The organism is Pseudomonas sp. SWRI68, assembly GCF_014269165.1.
GTDB lineage: Bacteria > Pseudomonadota > Gammaproteobacteria > Pseudomonadales > Pseudomonadaceae > Aquipseudomonas > Aquipseudomonas capeferrum.
Genome location: NZ_JABWRU010000024.1, coordinates 37,412 through 63,073, shown reverse-complemented (window position 1 = coordinate 63,073; position 25,662 = coordinate 37,412). Strand labels below are relative to the sequence as shown.

General features: G+C 61.2%; 20 protein-coding genes. 18 read left to right on the top strand and 2 right to left on the bottom strand.

The window, feature by feature from the left end; all coding sequences use genetic code 11:
- Nucleotides 1-256: 256 nt before the first annotated feature.
- A complete protein-coding gene (locus tag HU770_RS23865; RefSeq protein WP_186665844.1) occupies nucleotides 257-958 on the bottom strand; it encodes a FadR/GntR family transcriptional regulator in 702 nt (233 codons plus the stop codon).
- 256 nt (nucleotides 959-1,214) lie between these two features.
- On the opposite strand from HU770_RS23865, the gene HU770_RS23860 reads away from it, so the two are divergent.
- The 3 genes from HU770_RS23860 (at nucleotide 1,215) to gabP (ending at nucleotide 5,713) form a co-directional block, all read left to right on the top strand.
- Nucleotides 1,215-2,567, top strand: a complete 1,353-nt coding sequence (locus HU770_RS23860; RefSeq protein ID WP_033701668.1) for an MFS transporter — start codon at nucleotides 1,215-1,217, stop codon at nucleotides 2,565-2,567.
- A 19-nt stretch (nucleotides 2,568-2,586) separates the two neighbouring features.
- The gene (gene gudD / locus HU770_RS23855; protein ID WP_186665842.1) at nucleotides 2,587-3,942 is read left to right on the top strand and encodes a glucarate dehydratase; all 1,356 of its coding nucleotides are present in this window, start codon (nucleotides 2,587-2,589) and stop codon (nucleotides 3,940-3,942) included.
- A 379-nt stretch (nucleotides 3,943-4,321) separates the two neighbouring features.
- Nucleotides 4,322-5,713 carry a GABA permease gene (gene gabP / locus HU770_RS23850; RefSeq protein ID WP_186652632.1) on the top strand — a complete coding sequence of 464 codons (1,392 nt, stop codon included), beginning with the start codon at nucleotides 4,322-4,324 and terminating at the stop codon, nucleotides 5,711-5,713.
- Nucleotides 5,714-5,824: 111 nt separating this feature from the next.
- Here gabP and HU770_RS23845 read toward each other — a convergent pair whose 3' ends face one another.
- Nucleotides 5,825-6,688, bottom strand: coding sequence for a LysR family transcriptional regulator (locus HU770_RS23845; protein WP_186652631.1), 864 nt, complete (start codon nucleotides 6,686-6,688; stop codon nucleotides 5,825-5,827).
- Nucleotides 6,689-6,864: 176 nt separating this feature from the next.
- Between HU770_RS23845 and HU770_RS23840 the strand changes: the two genes are divergently transcribed.
- The 15 genes from HU770_RS23840 (at nucleotide 6,865) to HU770_RS23770 (ending at nucleotide 25,655) form a co-directional block, all read left to right on the top strand.
- Nucleotides 6,865-8,412, top strand: a complete 1,548-nt coding sequence (locus HU770_RS23840; RefSeq protein ID WP_186665834.1) for an MFS transporter — start codon at nucleotides 6,865-6,867, stop codon at nucleotides 8,410-8,412.
- A 117-nt stretch (nucleotides 8,413-8,529) separates the two neighbouring features.
- On the top strand, nucleotides 8,530-10,923 hold the full coding sequence (locus tag HU770_RS23835; RefSeq protein WP_186665832.1) for a TonB-dependent siderophore receptor: 2,394 nt from the start codon (nucleotides 8,530-8,532) through the stop codon (nucleotides 10,921-10,923).
- An 866-nt stretch (nucleotides 10,924-11,789) separates the two neighbouring features.
- Nucleotides 11,790-12,056, top strand: coding sequence for a hypothetical protein (locus tag HU770_RS23830; RefSeq protein ID WP_095063969.1), 267 nt, complete (start codon nucleotides 11,790-11,792; stop codon nucleotides 12,054-12,056).
- Nucleotides 12,046-12,810, top strand: coding sequence for a DotI/IcmL family type IV secretion protein (locus HU770_RS23825; RefSeq protein ID WP_095063844.1), 765 nt, complete (start codon nucleotides 12,046-12,048; stop codon nucleotides 12,808-12,810). The genes HU770_RS23830 and HU770_RS23825 overlap by 11 nt, the downstream gene beginning before the upstream one ends.
- Before the next feature lie 2 nt (nucleotides 12,811-12,812).
- The gene (locus HU770_RS23820) at nucleotides 12,813-13,832 is read left to right on the top strand and encodes a DotH/IcmK family type IV secretion protein (protein ID WP_186652628.1); all 1,020 of its coding nucleotides are present in this window, start codon (nucleotides 12,813-12,815) and stop codon (nucleotides 13,830-13,832) included.
- Entirely contained in the window at nucleotides 13,829-15,271 is a 1,443-nt protein-coding gene (locus HU770_RS23815) for a DotG/IcmE/VirB10 family protein (protein WP_186652627.1), read from the top strand. The genes HU770_RS23820 and HU770_RS23815 overlap by 4 nt, the downstream gene beginning before the upstream one ends.
- Before the next feature lie 10 nt (nucleotides 15,272-15,281).
- Entirely contained in the window at nucleotides 15,282-15,902 is a 621-nt protein-coding gene (locus HU770_RS23810; RefSeq protein ID WP_095063841.1) for a type IV secretion protein DotF, read from the top strand.
- Nucleotides 15,903-15,916: 14 nt separating this feature from the next.
- Complete coding sequence (locus HU770_RS23805) at nucleotides 15,917-16,501, top strand: type IV secretion protein DotIE (RefSeq protein WP_095063840.1); 585 nt, start codon at nucleotides 15,917-15,919, stop codon at nucleotides 16,499-16,501.
- A gap of 37 nt (nucleotides 16,502-16,538) precedes the next feature.
- Nucleotides 16,539-16,919 (top strand): hypothetical protein, encoded by a 381-nt coding sequence (locus HU770_RS23800; RefSeq protein ID WP_095063839.1) that lies wholly within the window; start codon nucleotides 16,539-16,541, stop codon nucleotides 16,917-16,919.
- A 73-nt stretch (nucleotides 16,920-16,992) separates the two neighbouring features.
- Nucleotides 16,993-17,739, top strand: coding sequence for an HNH endonuclease (locus tag HU770_RS23795; RefSeq protein ID WP_095063838.1), 747 nt, complete (start codon nucleotides 16,993-16,995; stop codon nucleotides 17,737-17,739).
- 63 nt (nucleotides 17,740-17,802) lie between these two features.
- Nucleotides 17,803-20,865 carry a type IV secretion protein DotO gene (locus HU770_RS23790; RefSeq protein WP_095063837.1) on the top strand — a complete coding sequence of 1,021 codons (3,063 nt, stop codon included), beginning with the start codon at nucleotides 17,803-17,805 and terminating at the stop codon, nucleotides 20,863-20,865.
- An 11-nt stretch (nucleotides 20,866-20,876) separates the two neighbouring features.
- Nucleotides 20,877-23,816 carry a TraM recognition domain-containing protein gene (locus tag HU770_RS23785; protein WP_186665824.1) on the top strand — a complete coding sequence of 980 codons (2,940 nt, stop codon included), beginning with the start codon at nucleotides 20,877-20,879 and terminating at the stop codon, nucleotides 23,814-23,816.
- 109 nt (nucleotides 23,817-23,925) lie between these two features.
- Entirely contained in the window at nucleotides 23,926-24,543 is a 618-nt protein-coding gene (locus HU770_RS23780; RefSeq protein WP_095063835.1) for a hypothetical protein, read from the top strand.
- Between the two features lie 2 nt (nucleotides 24,544-24,545).
- A complete protein-coding gene (locus tag HU770_RS23775) occupies nucleotides 24,546-25,070 on the top strand; it encodes a transglycosylase SLT domain-containing protein (protein ID WP_227696470.1) in 525 nt (174 codons plus the stop codon).
- An 81-nt stretch (nucleotides 25,071-25,151) separates the two neighbouring features.
- Nucleotides 25,152-25,655 (top strand): DotD/TraH family lipoprotein, encoded by a 504-nt coding sequence (locus HU770_RS23770; RefSeq protein ID WP_238338538.1) that lies wholly within the window; start codon nucleotides 25,152-25,154, stop codon nucleotides 25,653-25,655.
- The last annotated feature ends 7 nt before the right edge of the window (nucleotides 25,656-25,662 follow it).

Genomic DNA, 25,662 nt, shown 5'->3' with positions numbered 1-25,662 from the left:
CGCTACCATCTAGGTAGGCTGAGATGGCTGTGAGTTTGAACTGCTCTGTGTATTTGCCCATCGGTCCCCCCAAGGGTTGGATTTTTTGTCCAACTTCTTGGGGGCAGTCCAGTTTGTAGGAGCGGCCTTGCGTCGCGAAAGGGCTGCGAAGCGGCCCCGGCAATCTCTGCTGTGACATAGAACCTGGGGCTGCTGCGCACCCCTTTCGCGACGCAAGGCCGCTCCTACAAAGGCCCGCAAGGTGGTTTCCACAAGGTCATTCGGGCAGCAATCTGTCGCGGCTGTTGGACAGGTGCAGGCACATCGCCGCCCGCGCGGCATCCGGGTCCTGGCGGCGGATGGCATTGAGAATCGCCTCATGCTCCAGGTTGGCCAGGTACGCATGCCGGGCCAACCTGGCCCCGGCACGTTCGGCCAGGGCCATGCGGTTACGTGGGATCAGGCCGCTGCCAAGCTGCACCATCATTTCGCTGAAATACAGGTTGCCGGTGGCCTCGGCGATCAACAGGTGGAAGCGCCGGTCAGCCTCGATGCAACTGTCGCCGGCGGCCGCCAGGTCTTGATAGTCGTCCAGCGCCTGGCGCATGCGTGCCACGTGCCCGTCGTTGTGACGCACCGCGGCGAGGGCGGCGGCCTGGCCTTCGAGGCCGATGCGCAGCTCCAGCAGGTCGCGCACGCTGGCGGCGTTTTCTGCGCCAACGCGCAGGCCTGCCTGGGGCTGGCGCTCGATCACGAATGTACCGATACCGTGGCGGGGCTCCACCAGCCCTGAGGCCTGCAACTTCGACAAGGCTTCGCGCACCACAGTGCGGCTGACCCCATGCTCGCGCACCAGGGTGTTTTCCGAGGGCAACTTGTCGCCGGGTTTGAACGTGCCCAGCAAAATCTGCTGGGTCAGGCTGGAAACCAGGTCGTGGGCGCGGCTGTGGCCGCGAACACGGGTGGGGGCTGTGTCCATGGTGGGCTCGGTGTTATCGGTTGGCTTGTACGACAAGTTAATTCATAACAATAATCTCTGCTGGTTTTTAGTCTGCTGAAGCCAGCGCTGTGCGCAGTTTTTTTTGAAAGATCGCAGCATTTTCTCATTATGAAAGCTTGTATTTTGCCTTTTTAGCGATTTTATCGATCTTGTCGTACAACTTCGCGAAGCCTATGCTCCCCCCACTGTCATGTCAGACAACCCGCATAAAAACAACTAGTGGGAGACCCGCAAAGTGAACGACACCCTCGCTCCGCCTGCCTGCAATGGCGGCGACACACTGGCCAGCGCCGTGGCCAAGGTCAAACGCCATGTGCTGCCGCTGTTCGTCATCATGTTCATCGTCAACTACCTCGACCGCGTCAACATCGGCTTCGTCCGCCCCCACCTTGAAAGCGACCTGGGCATCAGTGCGGCGGCCTATGGGTTTGGCGCCGGGCTGTTCTTCATCGGCTATGCACTGTTCGAAGTGCCCTCCAACATGCTGCTGCAGCGTGTCGGCGCTCGGCTGTGGCTGACCCGCATCATGTTCACCTGGGGGCTGGTGGCCACGGCCATGGCCTTCGTCCAGACCGAAACCCAGTTCTATGTGCTGCGGTTTCTGCTGGGCGTTGCCGAGGCCGGCTTCTTCCCCGGGGTGATCTACTACTTCACCCGCTGGTTGCCAGGCGCCGAGCGCGGCAAGGCGATTGCCATCTTCCTCAGCGGTTCGGCGCTGGCCTCGCTGATCTCCGGCCCGCTGGCCGGCGCATTGATGCAGATTCAGGGGCTGGGCTTGCACGGCTGGCAGTGGATGCTGTTCATCGAAGGCATGGCGTCGGTGACGCTGTGCTTCTTCGTATTCTTCTGGCTCGACTCCAAACCGCAGGATGCCAAGTGGTTGAGCCAGGCCGAGCAGGCGGCGCTGGTGCAGGCCATCGACAGCGAGCAACGTCAGCGTGAGGCAGTCGGCGCGGTCAAGCTTTCTGCCTGGAGCCTGCTCAAGGATCGCCAGATCGTGCTGTTCTGCCTGATCTACTTCTGCATCCAGTTGACCATCTATGCCGCGACCTTCTGGTTGCCGAGCATCATCAAGCGCATGGGCGACCTCAGCGACCTGCAAGTCGGCTTTTTTAACTCGATCCCCTGGCTGATCTCGATTCTGGCCATGTACGCCTTCGCTTCCGGTTCCAGCCGCTGGAAGTTCCAGCAGGCCTGGGTGGCCGCCGCGTTGGTGATCGCCGCCATCGGCATGTTCATGTCCACCACCGGTGGCCCGGTGTTCGCCTTCGTCGCCATCTGTTTTGCCGCCATCGGGTTCAAGTCGGCCTCATCACTGTTCTGGCCGATCCCCCAGGGCTACCTGGACGCCCGCATCGCGGCGGCCGTGATCGCGCTGATCAACTCGGTCGGCAACCTCGGCGGCTTCGTCGCGCCCACCACCTTCGGCCTGCTCGAACAACAGACCGGCTCGATACAGGGCGGCCTGTACGCCTTGGCGGTGACGTCGGTGCTGGCGGCGATCGCCGTGTTCTTCGTCCGCACCCGCCCCAAGGGCGCCCCTTCCGATGAGCTCAAGGCGCCTTCGGCCCTGGGCCAGACCCACTGATGACTGCGAGATAAAAACCATGAACATGCAGACGACACCCGCCGTGCACTCCGCCACCCCCGTGGTCACCGACCTGCGCGTGATCCCGGTGGCCGGCCACGACAGCATGCTGCTCAACCTCAGTGGCGCCCATGGCCCGTACTTCACCCGCAACGTGGTGGTGCTGCGCGACAGCGCGGGCAACACCGGCCTGGGCGAAGTGCCGGGTGGCGAGATGATCCGCCAGACCCTGGAAGACGCCCGCAGCCTGGTAGTCGGTCAGCCCATTGGCCATTACCAGCGCGTGCTCAATGCCATGCGCCAGGCGTTCGCCAACCGCGATGCCGGCGGCCGCGGGTTACAGACCTTCGACCTGCGCATCGCTGTGCACGCGGTCACCGCCGTCGAGTCGGCCTTGCTCGACTTGCTCGGCCAGCACTTGCACGTGCCCATGGCCGCACTGCTGGGTGAAGGGCAGCAACGTGAAGCGGTGAAGATGCTGGGTTACCTGTTCTACATCGGCGACCGCCAGCAGACCGACCTGGCCTACCGCGCCGAGGCCGATGCTGACAATGACTGGTTCCGCCTGCGCCATGAGCCGGCGCTGACGCCCGAAGCCGTCGTGCGCCTGGCCGAAGCCGCCCGCCAGCGCTATGGCTTCAGCGACTTCAAGCTCAAAGGTGGCGTACTGCGCGGCGAGGAAGAAATGGAGGCGGTGACCGCCCTGGCCGAGCGCTTCCCCGATGCACGCATCACCCTCGACCCGAACGGCGCCTGGTCACTCAAAGAGGCCATCGCCCTGTGCCGTGACAAGCACGACGTGCTGGCCTATGCCGAAGACCCTTGCGGTGCCGAGAACGGTTACTCGGGCCGTGAGGTGATGGCCGAGTTCCGCCGCGCCACTGGGTTGCCCACCGCCACCAACATGATCGCCACCGACTGGCGGCAGATGGGCCATGCGATCCAGTTGCAGTCCGTGGACATCCCCCTGGCCGACCCGCACTTCTGGACCTTGCAGGGCTCGGTACGGGTGGCGCAGATGTGCCATGACTGGGGCCTGACCTGGGGCTCGCACTCCAACAACCATTTCGATATCTCGCTGGCCATGTTCACTCAGGTGGCCGCAGCGGCGCCGGGCGAGATCACCGCCATCGATACCCACTGGATCTGGCAGGACGGCCAGCGCCTGACGCGTGAGCCGCTGCGCATCGTCGATGGCCAGGTGCGCGTGCCTGCACGGCCGGGGCTAGGGGTGGAGATCGATGAGGACCAGTTGGCCAAGGCGCATGAGTGCTACTGCAACATGGGGCTCGGCGCGCGCGATGACAGCGTGGCGATGCAGTTTCTGATACCGGGCTGGCGCTTCGACAACAAGCGGCCTTGCCTGGTGCGCTGAGTCACGGCGGTTCGTTACCCCGATAAACCCGCTCCCGCTTGGGAGCGGGTTTTTTCATGCATGGCCGATACACACCCAAATGAAAAGCGATAGCGCCAGACGGCCGGATGGCGCGTTTGGACATGCCAATCGCGACATCTGACGGGAATGGAAAAGCGTTGTCGTGATCGCACACCTGCGGGACGTTCTCGTGTAATTTTCCTACGCCTTACGGGGCTTAAATGAACCCCGAATTCTACTGATGTGTTGCTCTGAAAGCGTGCAGAAGGCCAACAACAGCGCGTGAGCGACGTGTCATTTCAATGGCCTCTCAAGGAGATATTGTTCGCCTACGCCTGCCCCCGTCCTTCCTTGTGTCAGCAAAAAGAGAACAAGATCAATGAACACCGTGGGATCTGATGGCAACCTTGCACAAGGTTTCAAGCCACGTCATGTAACGATGTTGTCCATCGCGGGCATCATCGGTGCGGGACTTTTCGTAGGCTCCGGGCACGCGATCGCTGCGGCCGGGCCAGCCACCATAATTTCTTACTTCGTGGCCGGTACCTTGGTGGTACTGGTCATGCGCATGCTCGGCGAGATGGCCGTAGCGCACCCTGACACCGGATCGTTCTCCACCTACGCTGACCAGGCCATCGGCCGCTGGGCTGGCTACACCATCGGCTGGTTGTACTGGTGGTTCTGGGTGTTGGTGATCCCCATCGAGGCACTGGCGGCAGGGCATGTGCTGAACGCCTGGTTCCCGCAGGTGGACAGCTGGATCTTCGCCCTGGCTTCGGTGCTGCTGCTGGCGGGCACCAACCTGTTCAGCGTGGCCAAGTACGGTGAGTTCGAATTCTGGTTCGCGATTCTCAAGGTCACGGCGATCCTTGGCTTCATCGGCCTGGGCTTCGCGGCGCTGATGGGCTGGTTGCCAAACCGTGAAGTCAGCGGGTTGAGCGGGTTGATCGCCGAGCACGGTGGCTTCGCGCCCAAGGGCTGGTCAGCGGTCATCGGCGCGTTCATTACCGTGATGTTCAGCTTCATCGGTACCGAGGCTGTGACCATCGCCGCCTCCGAGTCCAGCGACCCTTCACGCAACATCGCCAAGGCCACGCGTTCGGTGATCTGGCGGATCAGTACCTTCTACATCCTGTCGATCTTCGTGATCATCTCGGTGGTGCCGTGGAACGATCCACAGCTGGCGGTGGTGGGCTCCTACCAGCGTGCGCTGGAGATCATGAACATCCCCAACGCGGCCTTCATGGTCGACCTGGTGGTGCTGGTGGCGGTGACCAGCTGCATGAACTCGTCGATCTACATTGCTTCGCGGATGATGTATTCGCTGGCCAAGCGCGGTGATGCACCGGCCTTCCTGAACAAAACTTCGAAAGTCGGCGTGCCGCGCTCTGCGGTGTTCGGCAGTACCTTGATCGGCGCGGCCATTGCTGTGCTCAATTACTTCGCGCCCAAGGGCGTGTTCGAGTTCCTGCTGGCCAGCTCCGGCGCCATCGCCTTGCTGGTGTACCTGGTCATCGCCATCTCCCAGTTGCGCATGCGCCGCCGGCTGGAGCGCGAGAACACCGAGCTGAAGTTCCGCATGTGGCTGTTCCCGTGGTTGACCTGGGCCGTGATCATCTTCATCGCGGCGGCGCTGGCGGTGATGATGTACACGCCTGAGCACCGGGTGGAAGTGAGCTCGACACTGGGCTTGGCGATTGTGATTTCCTTCTTGGGGATCGTCACTTCGCGGGGGCATGCGCAGGTGGTGGCGGCGCGGTCGGTGGGGTGATGGAGTGGTGGGGGCAGGTGCTTGGCTTGGGTTTTGTAGTGGCGCTCGATCTCACAGGCGCTGAAAATGCCGAGGCGAACACTGACGCCCCACCACCCTTCAAACAGCCAATCAGCGGCGCACCCTTTCGATATACCTGACCACCGCTGGCGCCTTCTCGAAACGCCGATGAATCAGGCTCAGCCACGAACTGGCCTGGCAATCGGCAATGCGTCGGTAATTCACCTGCGCCAAGCTGATGCGCTGCACCACCGACTCCGGCACCACGGCTATGCCCTGGCCCAACGACACCAACGTGATCACCGCCACCAGGCTACCGGGTTGCGGGCCCAGTCGCGGGACAAAACCCCCTTGTGCCGCCACTTCCAGCGTGCCGGAAATCTGCTCGGGCAGGATGAAGGTTTCACCGGCCAGGCGTGCCGCCGGGATCTGTGGCAGCTCGTTGATCCGTGAGCTGGCGGGCAGGGCGAGGACAAAACCTTCCTGGTGCAGGCCGATGGCTTGCAGCGTGTCAGGCAGCTCCATGGGCGAACGCACGTAGGCGAGGTCAAGCAGGCCGTCGCTGACCCTGTCGGGCAGCTCGGCCATGGGCAGTTCGCGGATGTTCAGGCGCACGCCGGGGTGGCTTTCGCTGAAGCCGATCACTTGCCGCTGCAGCATGCCCGAATAGGCAGCAGAGGCCACATAGCCCAACTCGATGCTGCCACTCTCGCCTCGGCCCGCACGCTGCGCACCCAGTTGCGCCGCGTCGAACTGGCGTACGGCCTGTTCGGCTTCGATCAGCAAGGCTTGGCCGGCGGCGGTGAGGTTGACCTCGCGCTGGCTGCGTTCGAACAGGCGTACGCCCAGCTCGCGTTCCATGTCCTGGATCTGCCGGCTGAGGGTGGGCGGGGCGATGCCCAGCTGTTCCGCAGCCCGGGTGAAATGGCCATGTTGGGCGACGCAGAGGAAGTAGCGGAAATGGCGGATTTCCATGCGGTGTTACCTGCAAGCTAATGACGCGGGCCTTGGCGGCTAACAAGCCTCGGGGCTGACGGCGTTAAGGTGAGGACAACACTACAAGGCTGGTGGCGTGGCGGCAAAGGTATCGGCAGTTGCCGGTGACACAGCAAGGGGCCCCATGACAACCAGCCCGCTTCTGGAGCCTTGCCATGCCCATCACCGCTTCCCCGCGCTTCACCTTGCTCACCGCCTCGCTGGTCTGTGCGCTGATCATCCTCGACACCAACATCGTTGCCGTCAGCCTGCCCAGTATCGCCCGTGACTTGTCCGGCTCGTTTGCCGACATCGAATGGGTGGTCAGCGCATATCTGCTGGCCTTCGCCGCGTGCCTGCTGCCCGCCGGCAGCCTGGCCGACCGCTTCGGCCGGCGGCGCATGCTGCTTATCGGCCTGGCCGTGTTTGGTGCCGCTTCGCTGGCCTGTGGCGCCGCCCCCACCCTGATGTTCCTTGACCTGGCCAGGGCCGCCAAGGGCATCGGCGCGGCCATGCTACTGACAGCCGCCCTCGCGGCCATCGGCCATCGCTTCCACGAACCCCAGCAACGCCTGAGCGCCTGGGCCTTCTGGGGCGCCTGCATGGGCGCCACCATCACCTTCGCACCCCTGCTCGGCGGGGTGATTGCCAGCACCCTGGGCTGGCGCTGGATCTTCTACATCAACCTGCCGCTGGTGGTGGTGCTGGCAGTGATGGTGCTGCGCAGCGTCGAGCCCTCGCGCGACAGCGCCGCAGCACGCCTCGACCCGTGGGGTAGCCTGACGTTCGCCGGCAGCCTGGGTTACCTGATCTGGGCCATGATCGACGCCAACCAGGTCGGCTGGGGCAGCGCCCAGACCCTGGGGCGGATGCTGATCAGCGCGTTCCTGTTCGGCCTGTTCATCATGGTCGAGCGCAGCCAGGCGCGGCCGATGATCGACTTGCGGCTGATGCGCAGCGGGCGCTTCGTCGGTGCCTTGCTGGGCATGTTCGCCTACGCCGCCTGCGCCCAGGTGATGATGACCCTGTTGCCGCTGTACCTGCAGAACGGCCTGCAACTGTCGGCCCTGGCGGCCGGTGCGGGCATGCTGCCATTCGCCGTGGCCATGTTGCTGACCCCGCGGCTGGGCATGCGCCTGGCTGCGCACTTGAGCCCAGCGCAGGTGTTCACCCTTGGCCTGGTGCTGGTGGGGGTGGGCAACCTGCTGTGTGCCTGGGCCGCAGGCTACGGCGGCTACACCGCCTTTGCCCTGGCTAGCCTGGTGCTGGGCGCGGGCGCAGGCCTGCTCAATGGCGATACGCAGAAGAACATCATGGCCTGCGTGCCGCGTGAGCGCACCGGCATGGCTTCCGGGCTGAGCACTACCACGCGGTTCGGCGCGATTGTGCTGGCCATCGGTGTGCTTGGGGGTGTACTGGCTACCCGTAGCGGGCAATTGCTCTACGACGCGATGGCCGCCGTGGCGCCCGCGCAGCTGGGCCAGGTTGCCGCGATGGCCACGCGGGTTGCGGCGGGCGACTTGCAGGCGGCGTTGGCCGTGCTTGAGCCCGGCTTGCGGGAGGCGGTGGCCCCCTTGGCCCGCCAGGCGTTCATGGGTGGGTTCGAGGCAGTGTTGCAGGCCGCAGGTGTGGCGGCGCTGCTGTTCGCGGTATTGGTCGGCGCGTTGCTGAGCCGGCCACTGCCCGCCCTGCAGGAAGCGCTGGTGGCGGACGGGCAGTTATAGGGCCGGCGGCTTTTGCACAATGTTGTGAAAATAAATGAGGTGTTTTCTCATTCTCGTTCGGCTTGTAGGGAAGGCCGGAATACAGGCCAGTCCGCCAGCACTCCACGGAGCGAGAAAATGAGTTCGACCCCGGTTCCCCAGCGCCACCCCTTGAATCGAGCCTTGCATGGCGCCTTCCTGGGGCTGGTTGTCAGCAGCTATGCGTTGCCGTCGCTAGCGCAACCATTGCCTGCTGATCACAACAACCCGCTGCAGCAGTGGAGCATCCCTGCCGGCCCGCTGGCGCCGGCGCTTGACCGCTTTGCGCGGCAGGCAGGTGTCAGCCTTTCCTACGATGCGCAGAGCATCGCCGACCGCACGACCCAAGGCGTACAAGGCCCGCTTGAAACACCGGCAGCCCTGTCGTCGTTGTTGCAGGGCACCGAGCTACAGGCGCAGCAGCAAGGCCCGAACGCCTACCTGGTGATCCCGCAAGTAAAGCCTGCCGGCCCGCTCGAACTGGGTGCAACCGAGGACTATCGCCTTGCGCCGGTCATCATCAATGCCAAGGTCAAGGCCAGTGCTGACGACGACACCGACTCGGTGGTTGCCAAGGAGCTTTGGGTGGGTGGCAAGGTCGCCACCAGCATCCTCAACACACCTGCGTCCGTGTCTGTGGTTACCCGCAAGGAAATGGAGCAGCGCAGTGTCAGCACCACGGAAGAGGCGCTGCTCTACACCCCCGGCGTCATCAGCGACTTTTATGGCTCGGACGACCGCAACGACTACTTCCAGATCCGCGGCTTCCAGGCCACGACCTACCGCGATGGCCTGACCTTGAGCTCGATGCGCGGCGTGCGTGAAGACCCGTTCGCCTACGAGCGCATCGAGATTCTGCGCGGCGCCAACTCCACCCTGTTTGGCCCGGCAGACCCAGGCGGTTCGGTAAACTTCGTGACCAAACAGCCGCGCTTCGAGCAGTTCGGCCAAGGCTACGTGACCTACGGCTCCTATGACCATGCCGAAACAGGTATCGATGTAGGCGATGCCCTGAACGACGAAAAAACCCTTGCCGGCCGCTTCACCGCCAAGATGCAGAACAGCGACCGCGAGTACGACCATTCCCAGGACGACAACCGCTTCGTGATGGGTGGCCTGACCTGGGCGCCCACCGACTACACCTCCGCCACAATGATTCTGGACTACCTGAAGACCGACAGTTCGCCGAACAGCGGTGGTTACCCGCTGGACAAGGAATACGACCGCAGCGATTTTTACGGTGAGCCCAGCTACAACTTCCACAACGTCGAGCGCACCAGCCTCAGCGGTAATATCACCCACGACTTCGACAACGGCTTCGTGCTGCGCAGCAACCTGCGTTACAGCGAGTTGAGCGATGACTTTGGCTACGCCTACCTCAGCGATAGCCCGACGCGCGTTGGCACCACCATTCCCCGCTACGTGTTTGGTACCGACAGCGACGCCGACCAACTCAACGGCAACCTGATGCTGCAGTACGATGCCCAGTTCGAGCACGTCGACAGCAGCACCCTGGTGGGGGTGGAGTATCTGGACTCGACCACCAAGCAAAGCTCCGTCTATGGCCTGGCGCCTTCGATCGACATCGCCAACCCGGTATTCACCGGTGTGCCAGGCGGCATCACGCCCTATACCCGCAAAAAGAATGACGCCACGACCAAGGCGGTGTTCCTGCAGCAGAACCTGTCGTTCTACGACCGCGTCATCGCCACTGCGGGCGTGCGTAATGACTCCATGGAGCTGTCCAGCAAGGAGTACATCGGCGCGGTGGGGAGTGAAAGCGACAACTTCTCCGAAACCTCTTACCGCGGTGCGCTGACCTACATCGTCAACGATGAGGTTTCGACCTACGTGAGCATGGTCGAATCGGTCTCGCCGCCCCAGGTCGGCGTCACCCCGCAGACCGGCCGGCAGTACGAAGTGGGTATCAAGTATTCGCCCATGGGCATGGACGCGTTGTTCTCCGCTGCCATTTATGACCTGACCCAGGAAAACGTCACCATCGCCGTGGTGCTACCGAGCGGCATCATCGAGCAGCAGACGGTAGGTGAGTCCCGCGTGCGCGGCCTTGATCTGGAAGCCAAGGCGCAAGTGACGCAGAACATCAGCGTGATCGGGGCTTATTCGTATATGGAGTCCGAAGTGCTGCGCGGGGCGTTGTATGACGGCTCGTCGCTCAAGGGTAAGGAATTTACCACCGCGCCGAAGCATTCGGCTTCGTTGTGGAGCTACTACAGCATTCCCGATACAGACGTGAGCGTCGGCCTGGGCGCGCGGTATGTTGGCGCTTATTACATGGATGCTGCCAATACCAAGAAGAGCGATGGGACCACGTTGTTCGATGCGGCTTTGAACTACCGAATTGCCAAGGGCACCGACCTTGCCCTGAACGTCAGCAACCTGTTTGATGAGCAGCATGTGGTGGGTTCCGGCACGGCGAACTACTACAACCCGGGGCGCGAGTTCACGGCCAAGTTGAGTTACAACTGGTAAGGCGGGCTTTTGTGAGGCCCGCCTCGCGGCGGGCCAGCAAGCGGCCTGATGCGCTAGCCAGGCTGCCCAGAGGTGGCGTAATGCAATTATTTTTACCCGCTCGTCCAACAATTTAAGCCAGAAAATTTGGGCTGCGACGCAACGTTCGCGGTGGCTAGGGGTCAATCAAGCAAGTTGATGGCAAAAGGCCCCTATCGCATAAAGGTGAATGGATAGTGGAAAATCGCCGTCCGACCCTCGGCAGGGTCCATCGTAGCGGCCCCAGGCGCGCTTGAAAGCAGGATGGACAGACCGGGTCGAGGGCGAACTTCAAGCCTTGAACGATCACACTCTAAACGCGAAATACCCTGTGTCCGTACAGGGTTGATGGAGAGGTCTGGACCACGATCCAGGCCTGTCATGGAGGATATGTTGCGAAATCTGCTGTTCACCCTGCCCGCCATCCTGTCGGCCTGGCCCTTGCGCCAGCGCTGCCCGGTCGCCTGCCCGGCATTCTGAACGCTCATGAATGACCAGGCTGTATAGATCGAAAGATTAGTCCTGCCACGCATTTTTCAAAGTGGTGTTCTGATGGTGCGCCCCCTCGCCTAAGGGGTGCGGCACCTTATGGCCTTGCCGATGAATAAAACCCTTTGAAATCAGGTATTTATTGCCTTTTAGCGGCAGTGCGCAGCTATGAATAACCCTGTCTTTCCCATGGTCAAGGCGTCATGACGGGTGGTCCAGAAATGGCATGAGGGTTTATGAAGGGGTAACAGAGGCGTGCAAAAATACGTCGCGGATTGCAAGGATTGTCCCTATCTGTCAAAATTTCGGTGTTGCACCTTTCTAAGTTTTGGCTGAAAATGCTGCTCACGGAGCGAGATATGGATGAACTCGAGTCAACGACAACATCATGGGGCAGCAGGTCCAGCGAAGACGTGGATGTACGCGCGCTGCGCCGCTACAACCGAATGCTCTGCGTGCTGCTGGATGTCGGTGAGTGGGCCTGCATGGCCTTGCTCCCCTGTGTAGCGGTCGCCGCCATCTGGCTCGTGACACAAACGAATTTTGAAAACGTCGTGTTCTATGACGGAACCGACTCGATTTGCATTTACGACGGAACGACAGGGGAAATCCGGAATGTCGAGTAAGGAAACCCAGCACGGAACCCCGAGTGGCGATGGGCCGGAAGCTCGTCGGGGCACCGATGAAGAGAAGCTGCTGGAGCTGGCGCTGGACGAAACGCCCGGGGAGGCAGCGGCTACCGTCCGGGAAGTCAAGCGTCTGCAGCTGGAGTGCCTCGACCTCAAGCGCCGTAACAAGCGCGTCTGGGGCCAACTGTTGGCACTCACATGCGTATTCGGCTTGACCATCGGCGCCGTCGTTTTCTGGTACCCGAAGTACCGCTGGATCCCGACCACGGATAACCACGCCATCTGTGAAGTCTCGACTGAAAGCAACCCACGGGTCACCCCTGCGACCTTGGCTGAGTACGCCAAAGACGCCGTCGTCAATTCGTATTCCTACGACTATGTGAATTACCGCTCCAACCTCAATGCCGCCGGTGCCCGCTGGTACACGGATGACGGGCGCAAGGCCTTCCTGAAGACGCTGGACGACTCGGGGAACCTGGAGCGCGTGCTCAAGGGCCGGATGATATTGCGTGCCATGGCGACTCAAGTTGCCCAGGTCGAAGAAAGCGGTGTGCTCGCAACAGGTCAGAACTACTGGCTGGTACAGGTGCCTGTCGCCATCGAATTCTATGTCGGTGGTGACCAGCAGGCGCGCTCGCGCCAGGACTTCCTGGCGGCTGTCACCATCGTTCAGATCCCGGCTTCGGCCACTAACACCAAAGGGATCGCCGTCGATTCTGTTCAGCTGTCGCCGTATATCTCAAGGAAGTGACCATGAAGAAGCATCTGATCGCATCGTTGATTGCGAGCGCTATTGTCATGCCTGCGTTTGCCAACGAGCCGCAAATCGCGCCCGTTACCGTCGATGGCGCCGGGCAAGTCGATGCCGCGCAGGCCAATGAAGCGCCACCCCTGCCGCCCATGAACGGCCTCGGTCGGCAAGTAGCCAGCGCTGCTCAAGTGGTCTACCCACGTCCGGAAGATGTCGTCAACGAAACCATTCAGGATGTGCAGGACTCGCAACTGACCCCTGCGCAACTGGAGCTGGTCAAAAAGCTCTGGCTCGATCGTGAAAAACAGAAAGCCACGCCCTACGTCAGCCCGGCCAAGCCTGTGACTCGCACCCTGGCACTGAACCTGGATCCGGGCGTGTCGCCGCCCATCGTTCGCCTGAGCAAAGGCCAGCAATCATCGATCGTGTTCTCTGACTATGCCGGGCAACCGTGGATGATCCAGAACGTCTCGATCAACCGTGAGTTGTTCAGCGATGGGCGCGAGCGCGGTGCGCAAGGCGGTCAGGGGCAGGGCGGCGGGGTGACGCCTACCAACATCCTGACCCTGGACCCAGCCACTGCTGCTGCCTATGGCAACGTGACCGTCACCCTGCGTGGCCTGTCCACCCCGATCATTCTGATTCTGGCCGCAGGCCAGGAGGAAGTGGACATGCGGGTGGATGCCAAGGTGCCAGGGCGCAACCCTGACGCTGCGGCCTCGGTTGCCCTGCAGAACATGCCAAGCATCGACAATGCGCTGACCTACTTCCTCGATGGCGTGCCGCCGAAGGAAGCGCTGCGCCTGAGGGTGACCGGGTTGGATGGCGTGGAGGCCTGGAGCTATCGCCAGAACATGTATGTGAAAGCGAAGGCTGACGCTCAGTACCCGGCGTACACCAACGCTGCGCGCAGCACGACTGGGGTGGCCGTGTATCGCTACGCCGGCTTGCAGAACAGCGTCACGTTCACGACCGGTGGGCAAGCCGTTACCGTCTTCATCGAGCAAGGGAATCTGCAATGAGTGAGAACAATACACCGCCCAGTGACGCAGGCTTTGATGAAGAGCACGATCACCTGGTGGCCGATCGCGACGAAGCCTCTGCCGGGAAGTCGGACAAGGCGCGCAAGTCGAACGAGATGCAGCGCAATCTGCAAGCCGTGTTCGGCTCGGGTGTTGGCAAGGTCTCGCTGATTGCTGCCGGCATCGTGGTGGTTGCGTTGGGGGCGCTGGCCTACAACGGCATGACCGCCAAGGACGAGCCGGTCGGCCAGACAGCCAAGGTCGATGTGCCTCGTGCGCCACAGCCCGAAGTGTCGGTCGATCCGATTTCGGCTGCCGAAGCCGAACGTCGCAACCAGCGCAGCTCACTGGAAGCTCAGCAGGCCGCCGAGCGCGGCATGTCGTATCAGCCGGGCTTCGACCCCAACATCGTGGCCTCCACCAGCAAGGACTACGCCCGCGATCAGGCGGTGCAGTTCAATGTACCTGGGCAACCCTACAACGATACCAGTGCTCCGCCGCCGATCTATGTCGGGGCCGGCCAACCGCCCCGCGAAGAGGCGGCGAACGCTGCGCTAGCGGCTCGCCAGCAAGGTGGTGCGGGCAACGCCCAGGTAGAGGAGCAGGAGCGTCGGCGCCTGGAGGAAGAGCTGAAAAAGGCCCGCCAAGAGCGCGATGCCTACGTCAGCGAGCTGAAAAGCGAAACGCTCAAGTCGATCAAGCAGCTCATGGGCGAGTCGGAAAGCGCCAAAGGGTTTGCTGAAAAAAGCAGCTTCAGCACGGTCAGCTACTACCCGGCCGAGCGCGCTGTGGCCGACGACGGGGGCGCTATGGCGCGTACCGCCAAGGACAAGAAAGACCCCAGCGCCATCGAGGCCGTGGGCGATACCGACCGCGAATTGCTGATCAAGACCGGCACGATCATGTATGCCACGCTCGATGCCGAGGTCAACACCGATGACGGCGGCGATGTCCTGGCAACCATCCGTGGCGGCAAGTGGAACGGCTCCAAACTGATCGGCAAGATCGAGCAGGCGCCGGACAACATCCGCGTCAAGTTCACCATTCTTGCGCCGCCGGTAAACGACACACGCCCCACCATGCGTATCAGTGCAGTGGCGCTTCGCGAAGACGATGCCAAGCAAGGCATTGCCGAGACGAAGGACCACCACACCATGGAGCGCTACTTTGCACTGGGCGCTGCCTCGCTGCTGTCCGGTTACGGCCGGGCCTACCAGCAGACGGCGGGCACCACGGTCATCAGCCCGAGCGGCGTAGTGGCCCAGACCACCACCGAGCCTTCCTCCAAGCAGGTTATCGGCATGTCGGTTGGTGAGCTGGGTACCTCCATCGCCTCGGAAGTGCGCCGTGGGTTCAACCGGCCTGCTACTTACGCGACGCCTGCGAACAAGGGCTTTGGCCTGTTCTTCCTGCAAGACGTTCACGATCAATCTCGATAAGGAGTTCGACATGAAGAACTGGTCGTTCGGAAAACTTTTAGGCGTTTTTGCCGGCAGCTTCGTGGCCCTCATCCTCATCGCCGTGATGGTGATGAAGGTGTCGTCGTCGCCCGCCAAAGCCAAGCGCATGACGCCAGCCCAGGCGCAGGCTGCGCAACAGCCGCGGATGGATGTGCTGAGCATTGAGTTGGCCAAGTCCAAGGAGCAGGCGCAAGCCGCCCTCGAGGCCCAGCAGAACAGTGAGAAACAGCTGAAGATCGTGCGTCAGGAATCCCAGCACAATACCCAGCTGCTGCTCAACCAGATCAAGCAGCTGGATAGCACCCTCTCTGGGCTGAACCAGCGCATGGACTATTTCGAGGCGAGCCGTCAGCGGGTAGACATCGTCAAGCCGCCGCGCAAGGCCCCGGTAGCCACCCCGGCACAAGGGCTTGCCAAAGGCGGCCATGCAATCCCGCAGTCCAGTGGCTACAAGGTGCAGGCGATTGTCGGGCACCGCGCCTGGGTCAAGAGCGGCGAGCGTGAAGACAGCGTAAAAGCCGGCGAAAGATTGCCGCCTGTACAGCGTGAACTGAATGTACTCGCGGTGGATGGCAACAGTGGCATCGTGGTCACCGCGCCCGCGCTTTAAATAGGGAAATACACATGGCAGCCGGATATGCCGATCTCGTAGATGTGATGGTCAACATCGGTAAAGTCATACCGACGGCGATCATGATGTGCCAGGGTATTGCCGCGCTTATCGGGCTTTACCTGACCTCTGCTGCGTTGGTGGAAATTTGGGGCGTTACCCACGACAACGCATTGAAGTATGTTGCCGGGCGCCAGCGGTTTTCCGTCGGTTCAGCGTGTGTGCAATTGGTCATTGGCTCGATTTTACTGGCCATCGGCACACTGGAGTGGATGGGTATCATGTCGCGCACGTTGACAGGCGATTATGCCAACTCGCGCATGCTGTCTTATTCCTCTTCCGGGAGCACGTTGCAAGCGCAAGCACAACTGGCAACGCTGGCCCTGTTGGGCATCATGCAAGTGGTCGGTTTCATTGCCATGGTGAAAGGCTGGTTGACGGTTAACGGTTATTACAACAATCAAACGCAAGCCGGCTTGGGTACTGCCAGTGGGTGGATTATTGGCGGCATCTTGGCGTGGAACTTCAAATGGTTCAGCGATGTACTCAACAACACAATCGGATTCAATCTGGTTGGACTTTTCACGCCGTGGTCGTAACGGCTTCACGCACTATGAAACCCAAGGAGCGTCACTCATGAAAGCACTCAAAACCCTTAAAGCTGCTTACGATTCGGCCAAAGTTCGCGCAATTACCGCTGCTGTCGGCGCCCTGACCGCGCCATCGGCATTCGCCATCACCAAGACCGACCTGACCCAGGATACCTCTGGCGGCAAGACGGCCAGCGATGTCATGACCAACATCGACGACACCGCCCAGGGCGGTGCCACGCTGCTGATCTCCCTGGTGTCGATTGGTGGCTTCGTGGTCGTGGCCATGTCGCTTTACACCCTGTGGAAAGCTTCCAAGGACGAGCGTGAAAAGCCACTGTCCGCCATCGTCGGCCTGTTCATCGGCGGCTTGATGGCGGGTGTCGGTACCGTGATGTGGATCATGCGCAACACCACCGTCGGCTAAGGCTGCGCGCCGCCTACCGTAGCGCGGGGCGCAATGCCCCGCATTTTCAATAACCGTTTCGGGGATTTCAGACGTGAGCGAACAACCCTCTCCTGAGAACAAGGCCGTCAATGTCCCCACCCTGGCAAGTGGCTATCTCAGCCGTACTGCCAACCAGCCGGTATTTGGTGTGCGTCGACCGCTTTGGCGCTCCGACGATGACCAACGCACGTTGCTGAGTGAAGCGAACGCCAAACTTCGCACGGCCGTGTGGCAGCGCGACAATTACACCTGCCGCTTCTGTGGTTTCAAGTCTGCCAAGTTTCAGGAACTTCACGCGCTGGATGGCAATGCCGAAAACTGCAGCAAAGAGAATCTCGTCACTGCGTGCAACTTGTGCCGCCAGGTGCATCACCTGGGCGCGTGTGCCATGAACAACACGGGCTTTTTCGTGGCCGTTCAGGAGTTGACGCAGACCGAAATCAACCTTATTGCCCGTTGTATTTACGTGAACGAATTACTGGGCGATGTGGCCGTCAACGAGAAACTGGCCAGCCTGCTGGCGGCGTTCAAGTTTCGTGGCAGCGACACCCTCAAGGAAGTGTATGGCGGTGAACTGATCACCGTGCTTGGCGTGGCAGAAACACTCGCCAGCAAGCACCTGGTCAGTGATGAGGAATACGCCAGGCGTGGTGAGTGGCTGGCCCCGCTGCGCCTGTTTCCCACCAAGCGCGCATTCAAGGACGGGCAACTTGAATACTACGCAACGCATAACCGCGCGCTGTTTTTGCCCGACAGTTGGTCTGCATTGACCGGCCAACTATTCAAGCATTTTGCTTAATGCACCCGAACGCAGAGCTGATCAGCCTCGCCGTTGAGAACGTTATCAAGGGAGAACAAGGACATGTTTAACAAACTCGAGGCGGTGATCCTGACGGTTCTGAGCCAGCTCAAAGCAGACGTGCAGGACTACTGCGACCTGGAGACGGTCGATGGTGGGCAGTCCATCGTCGCCAACGACGGTTCGCTGGCTTCAATCGTGCGCTTCAACGGCACCAAGAGCGTGCTGGGTCGCGAACAGTTCGAACGGCTCGTGAGCTTGCTGGAAGCATCGCTTGCCGTGTACTTCAAGGTGCGCGGCCATCACCTGCAGATTGTCTTCAGCCGTGACCTGGATGCCACCGCGCCGCTGGAGCAGAACGCCTTGCAGCAGGCGGCTACCGCCGAGCGGCTGAACCTGAACGTACGCCACCTGATCAATGAAGGGGTAAAAAAGTACGCGCAGTATGTGTATGACGAAGAATGCTACCTGGTGTTCTGGTCGCGGCCCGCGCTGCTTGACCAGACTGAAAAGACGATGGCCCGCGAAGCCACCAACGAGTTCAGAAAAGCCTCGGACTGGCCCGCTACCGCCGAGGCGCAGAACCTGCTGCGCCCCATCTCCTACCTCAAGGATCGCCACCTTTCCTTCGTCGCCAAGATTACCGAAGACCTGACGTCCCCCGAGTTCGGCTGCTCGGCCGATGTGCTCGACGTCAGCGAAGCGATTCGCGCAATCCGTGCCAAGGTGAACCCCGACATTACTCCGCGTAGCTGGAAGCCTTATATTCCTGGCAGCGCAATCCCGATGCGCTGGAAGGCCAACAACCGCAGCAATGACAAGTCGGAGTTCATGTACCCCACGCTGCCCAGCCAGATCATGGTCACCTCTGGCGAAATTGGCAGTGGGCAACGCACAAGCCTGCTGCCAGACCCCACCAGCGTCAGGGTCGGCTCGCGGGTGTATGCGCCTTTGCTGATGTCGATTCCGCCGGCAGAGCCGCAGTACTTCAATACCCTGTTCAACAGCCTCAACCGTGCAGAAACCCAGGAAAACGGCGTGTCCAGGGCCTTGCCGTACTCCATGTCGATCATGCTGTCTTCCGATGGCATGAGTGTGCTGGCCTGGAAAAGCCTGTTTGCCCAACTGCTTTCGGTCACCTCCGAACAGAACCGCAACATCAACCTGGCCACCAAAGAACTGCGCGAGCGTGTGCGCGACGGCGAGTGCATGGTAAAGCTGCAAATTGCCGCGATGACCTGGTCCAGCCCCGACGAGAAAGGCGTGAAGGAACTTGCGCTGCGCAAATCGAAGCTGTGGCGCACCCTGGAGGCATGGGGGCAACCGGTATTCATCGAGCGTACCGGCAACCCGATGCAGGCGTTCCAGTCCAACTGCCTGGCCTTGACCACCAAGCACCTCGGCGACCCTGCGGCCGCGCCGCTGGGCGATGCAGTGGCCATGCTGCCGCTGACCCGGCCCGCGTCGCCGTTCCAGGAGGGGTCGACCATCTACCGTAGCCTGGATGGCAAGATCCTCAAGTATCAGCGCTTCTCGTCCCAGCAGACCACATGGATCACCTTGATCGCCGGCAAGCCGGGTTCGGGCAAATCGGTGTTGATGAACAACAACCATTTCGAGTCCTGCCTGATGCCGGGCCTGACGGGCCTGCCCTACATCGGCATTACCGATATCGGGATTTCCTCGTCCGGCTTCTGCGACCTGGTTCGCGACAACCTGCCACCCAGGCTTCATCACCTGGTGGTGTACAAACGTTTGCAGAACGCCAGAAAGGACTGCATCAACCCGCTTGATACGCCGCTGGGCCAGCGTTATCCACTGCCAAAGGACCGTGAGTTCAACAAGAACTTCCTGACCATCCTGGTGACGCCGCCCGAGCGCGAAAAACCTTACGAAGGGATGAGCAACTTTGTGGGGCGCATGGTCGACCTGGCCTACCGACGCAAGGACGACAAGATCGAACGGGCCAGCCCGGAGACCTACAAGCCCGGGCACAACGACGTGGTGGACACGGCGGTGGCGCAGCTGGGCTTCCGCATTCTTCCTGCCACCACCTACTGGGAACTGGTCGATGCGATGTTCGACGCCGGCATGGTGTACGAAGCCGAGGTGACCCAGCGCTATGCGGTGCCGACCCTCAATGATCTGGTAGCGGTGGCATCGACCGAAGAGGTTCGCGCCGAATACGAAGGCTCTGGTGAGGTGGGGCGCAGCCTGGTCGATGCCTTCATCCTCGGCATTCGCGAATCGGTCGGCGACTTCCCGGTGTTCTCCGACCACACCCGCTTCGACGTGGGCAGTGCCCGCATCGTTGCCCTCGACCTGCAGGACGTGGCGCTGCAGGGCTCTGCTTCGGCCAAGAAGCAGACTGCACTGATGTACATGATCGCTCGCCAGTGCTTCATGAAAAAGGTGGCCTTCTCGAAAGAGGACTTCCCCTTCTTCACCGAGAAGTACCTGCCGTTCTACGAGCGTCTGGTCGCCGACCTGGTAGACGAATACAAGGTCATGTGCATGGACGAGTTCCACAAGACTGGCGGCCACTCCGGGCTTCAGGAACAGATGCAGACCGACGGCCGTGAGGCGCGAAAGTGGAACATGGAAATCATCCTGGCTTCCCAGTTGATGGAGGACTTCGGCCCGCTCACCAAGATCGCCACGGCCACGTTCATCCTCGACTCGGGCACCAAGGAAACCCGCGACTGGCTCCGCAAGAACATTGGCCTTTCCGATACCGAAGAACATGCGCTGGTCAATTTCGTCCACGGTGCGAACAAGCACGGCTGTACGTTCCTGGCGCGTTTCGAGACCAAGAACGCCAGTTACAGCCAGCTGTTCACCATGTCTGCCGGGCCGATGCGGCTCTGGGCACTGACCACCACCGCCGAAGACCGCAAGCTGCGCACCATGCTCTATGAGCATATGCCGCGCCCGGATGCGTTGGCGCTGCTTGCCCGACGCTTCCCGTCAGGGGGCTGCAAGGACATGGTCGAGCGGCTCAAGCGCGAAACGTTCAAGGACGTCGAGTTTGTCGATGACGACATGGAGCAGTCCGTGATTGCGCGGATCGCCAAGGATTTGGTCGCTGACTACATCAGCGCCAGTGCATTCGAAGACGTGGTTTAAGGGGGCGACAGATGGCTCAGTACAAGGGCGCATCCCGTCAGCATGAAGTCAGCAGCAGCCGGCGGCGCAAAGATACTCGCCTGGCCGGGCAGCGCTTCAGTGACTTCTTTCAATCTGCCGAAGGTGCGGTGTTCGGTACGTTCGCGTTGCCGATCCTGGCCCTGGTACTGATCAAGGTGCCTTTTTCGGGTGAGCTGCTGTTGCTGCTGGCCTGGGCCTTCAAGCGCAAGTTCGTGGCGGTGGATAACCGGGCGTTCGATTTCCCGTACCGGGTGCCAAAGCTGGCGGATGTCAACGATGGTTCCTACAAGGGCAAGAAGAAGGGCGAGGGTGTCACCCTCTTCGGCAACGACCTGGAAACCAAAGAGCAGATCTACGCCGGCGACAGTGACCTGAGGACGCACCAGCTGGTACTGGGCACCACCGGTTCTGGCAAGCCTCAGCCCAAGCATGCCAAGGTACTCACGCCGAAGGGCTGGGTTGCGATGGGCCAGGTCAAGGTGGGCGATAGCGTGTGCACACCCGATGGCAAGCACGCCGCTGTGTTGCGGGTGATCGAGCAGGGCATCCAGCCGATCTGGACCATCGCCACGCGCGACGGCCGCCGTGCCCAGGCGACCGGCGACCACCTGTGGCGCGTCCTCAGCCGCGAACCGGACGGCACTGAACAAGCCCATACCGTGACCACCGATGCCATTCGGGCGCTGATGGCCCGTGGCGTCGTGGTGATGCTGCCGAAGGTGCGCAAGAAGCGCGGTACGGCCAAGTTCGACGGTTGGGCAGAGGTCTGGAAAGTCACCGCTGCCGGCCAGGCGCAGTGCCAGTGCATCGAGATCGATCACCCACACCACCTGTACATCACCGACGACAGCCTGGTCACCCATAACACCGAGCTGTTGCTGGGCATCGTGTTCAACGCACTGGTACAGAACACGGGCTTCATCTATGTCGATGGCAAGGGCGACCCCAAGCTGCAGAAGGAAATATTCCGCCTGTCGCGCTACCTGGGGCGTGAAGATGACCTGTTGATCATCAACTTCATCACCTCTGGCCGCGACTTCGTGGAGAAGCAGGTCGACAAGGTCACCAACAACATGAACATGATGGGGAACACCTCGTCCGGCATGTTGATCGAGCTGATCGTCTCGCTGATGGATGACTCGGGCGGTGGCGGCGACATGTGGAAAGGCCGCGCAATCATGTTCGTGGCGGCGTTGACCCGGCCACTGACCTACCTGCGTGACAAGGGGCACATCAACCTGTCGCCAGAGAAGTACCTGGAATACTTCGAGCTGAACATCATCGAAGAACTGGTGTGGGAGCACGGTGGCAAATACGGCGACATGTTCGATGTCATCGTCGCACCGTTGCGCTCGTACCTGCTGACGCTGCCGGGCTATCAGAAAGCCAAGTTGAAGAAGCAGGAAACCAAGACCCTCGAACAGCACGGTTACATCGTGATGCAGCTGGGGCGGATCTTCAACGACCTGACGTTCAACTATGGGCACATCTTCAAGACCCGGGTCGGCGATGTCGATTTCTACGATGTGGTGATCAACCGACGGCTGCTGGTGGTGCTGCTGCCTGCACTGGAGCGTGCACCGGACAGCATGCGCATGCTCGGCAAGATGATCGTCGGCAGCATCAAGCAGATGATGGCCGGCTGCCTGGGTAACCGGGTTGAAGGGGTTGTGCGCGAAATCATCGACAGCCGCCCCACGGGCTCGGAGTTCCCGTTCTATACCATCCTCGATGAATACGGCTATTACGCCGTGGTCGGCTTCGCGGTGGCCCCGGCCCAGGCGCGCAGCCTGGGCTTCAGCGTGACGTTTGCCGCGCAGGACTTCTCTTCGCTTAAAAAATCCAGTGCCGAAGAAGCCGATGCCACCTGGGAAAACACCAATATCCGGGCCGTCGGCCGACTGACTTCGGGTACCGAGTCCGAGACCTGGCGGCGCGTGCAGGGTGCGGCGGCGGAGTCTTCGCAGGCCATGGTAGGTAATTTCGAGCGCTCGCCGGGGGGCGCCAATGAAAAACTGCGACAGTCCGACAATGTCGCGATCGAACAGCGTAGCCGGTTGAACTACGACGACGTCGCCATGCAGGAAAACGGCGAATTCACGTTCCTGATCGGCAAGAAATCGCAGAATGGCAAAACCGGTGGCGTGGCGCTTATCCGTGGCCTTGGCTTCTACACCGCTGGCCCTGCACCCAAAGAAATGCGGATCAACGACTTCATCCCTGTCGAGCCGCCAGAGCCTTCGGACCTGCCTCAGAGCAGGGCGTCGCGCAAGGCGTTTGTCGACAGCCTGAAAGACGGCTCATTCGCCAAGCGGGTGCGCTCGGTGGTGAAGGGCGACCCGACCTTTGCTCGCATGCACAGCGCCTTCGAGCATAACTATGCAGATGCCGACCGGCCTGTGCTTGGCCGCCTGGACACCTCGTTCGCTGTACTTGGGGCATATCTGTCGGGCAGTTTGCAAAAGCCACCGGCCGCTGCGCCCTTGCCGGTAACGCCAGCGCCTGAGGCCGTGGCGCAAGTTGCTGTTGCGCCTGCACCCACGCCGCAGCCTGACCCGCTGAGCCAGGCGTCGATCGAAGCAAGCCTGCTGGCCGTGGCGGACATGATCGCTGAGACGGCAGTGGCGCCGGTGGTTGCCGCCCCGGATGAAAAGGTATTGGACGCGGCGTGGGAGGGTGAATTGGCCATTGCCGAGCCGCAGCAGTTGCTCGACATGCAGCTGATGGCGGCCGGCGAGGGCTTTGAATCGTTGTCCGACAAATGGGCCGCGCAGGAGCGGATCCAGACTACCTGCGATGCCATCGCCCGCGAAACGGCCTATGTCATCGCGCCCGAGCCTGAAGCACTCGGCGTGGCTGGGGTACGCAAACAGTTGAGTGACCTGGATGCGCGATGCCGCGAGTTGATCAAGGGGCAGCCAGACAACTAAGCGGCAACCCGTTGGTCGGAAGCTGTTTGATGGTTGTGTCATAAATTGACGACGATATAAATCTGACAGATAATCAGAAACTAGAATTTCTGCATGCTATGGTGAGGCGATGGGGCTGTTCAGCACAGGGAAGAAAGTAGCGAAGTACGCGTTCATCAAAATGCCGATGGCGGCGTTGGGCGTAAACCAGCTGCGCATGGGCAACCAGCACATCAAGTCGCTGTGGCAGTCGAATTTCAGCCCCGCCTGCCCAGAGTGCGAGCGGGGTGTGCTGCTCAAGGCCGAAGGCGATCACCAGGAGCTTGAACAAAGCCCCAAGGGCAAGATCCGCGTACTGCACAGCTGGGGCTGCAACAACTGCGACTTTGCGTTGTTCGAAGAGGATGACGTCAAGAAGGTCCGGGACCACGCCGCGCGCTATCGCAACGAGCGGGTCAAAGAACAGCTGACGACCATCGAGCGCGATGAGATCGACCGCATCGCTCGCAACCACCGGTTGCATTCCAGGGCGTTTTTCATCGCCAGCGTTGTCGCCATCCTCGGGTTTATCTACATGCTCGCAACCGGCGCGGGCGTGATGGTGGCCCTGAACTGGCTGTCGATCGGCTTCGCGCTGTGGGTCTTCGGCATGAAGAAGTCCTACCGCTGCTGGCAGGTTTCGACAGGGCAGTTGTTCGTCGAAGGGGCATTCTGGTTCTGGTTCCAGCACCAGAAGTGGATCATCTGAGCATGGCCGGCAAGTGGTTGTACCGCGTAGTCGTCCCGTTGACGCTGTGGCCCGCGCTGGCCCAGGCGGACGACTTTTATGCCGTGCGGCCGGCGGACATCGAATGTGTCGTTCAGGCAGCCCAGCGCCAGGGCGTACCTGCCAATGTGCTGCTGGCCATTTCCAGCAAGGAAAGTGGCAAGAACGGGCAGAGTGTCTCGAACAGCAACGGCACTTTCGACCTTGGCCACTTCCAGATCAACACCACCCATTGGGGCCCGAAAGGCGTGTTCGCCTCATACCCGGCAATCACCAAGTCCGATGTCGCCTGGCGGGGCTGTTACAACGCGGAATTGGCAGCATGGCTGCTGCGTCAGAAGCTCGACGAAAGAAACGGTCAGGATTTCTGGACCCGCGCTGCCAATTACCATTCCCGTACCAAAAAATTCAACGACATCTACAAGAAAGGCCTGATTCCGCTCGCGGTGAAATGGGGCAAGTACCTCGAACAGCAGCGCCACGCCCAGTACGTGGTGAGCTACCAGTAGAACAGGCCACCGCCAGTGCCCGAAGCGCTTGAGCGTAGGGCACGCCGGGTCGATCAGAATGACAACTTCAGGAGTTTTTACATGAAAGGAATGCTCATGGGTGCACGCGGCGGCTGCAAGGCTGGGGGCATGCTGCTTGCGCTGTTTGTGCTGGGTGGGTGCGCAAGCTCTGCCAAACCGACCACCGATGACACCGAGGCCTTTGCCAGCCGCATCATCGCGGACAAGGTGGCCGTGGCGGTCAACTCGCAGCACAACTATGTTTCGTCGCTGACGGCCGACCGCGTCAAAGCGGCCTCCAGGCAGGCTGCGGTCGACACCGACCAGGTGGATATCGACTTCATCGGCAAGCCCCAGGAGCTGTTGCAGACGTTCGCCAGCCGCTATGGCTATGCCTATGTCGAAAGCGGCAAGCGCGTGGACCTCAAGCCGATCAACATCTGGGTGCGTAAAGCCACGCCCATTAACGTGCTCAAGGATGTGGGCGTGCAGATCGACACCGGCGCCGATGTGGTACTCGACAAGAGCACCAACACGCTGCGCCTGATCTACAAGCCTGTACCGCTGGCTTTGGGGAGGGGCTGAACATGGC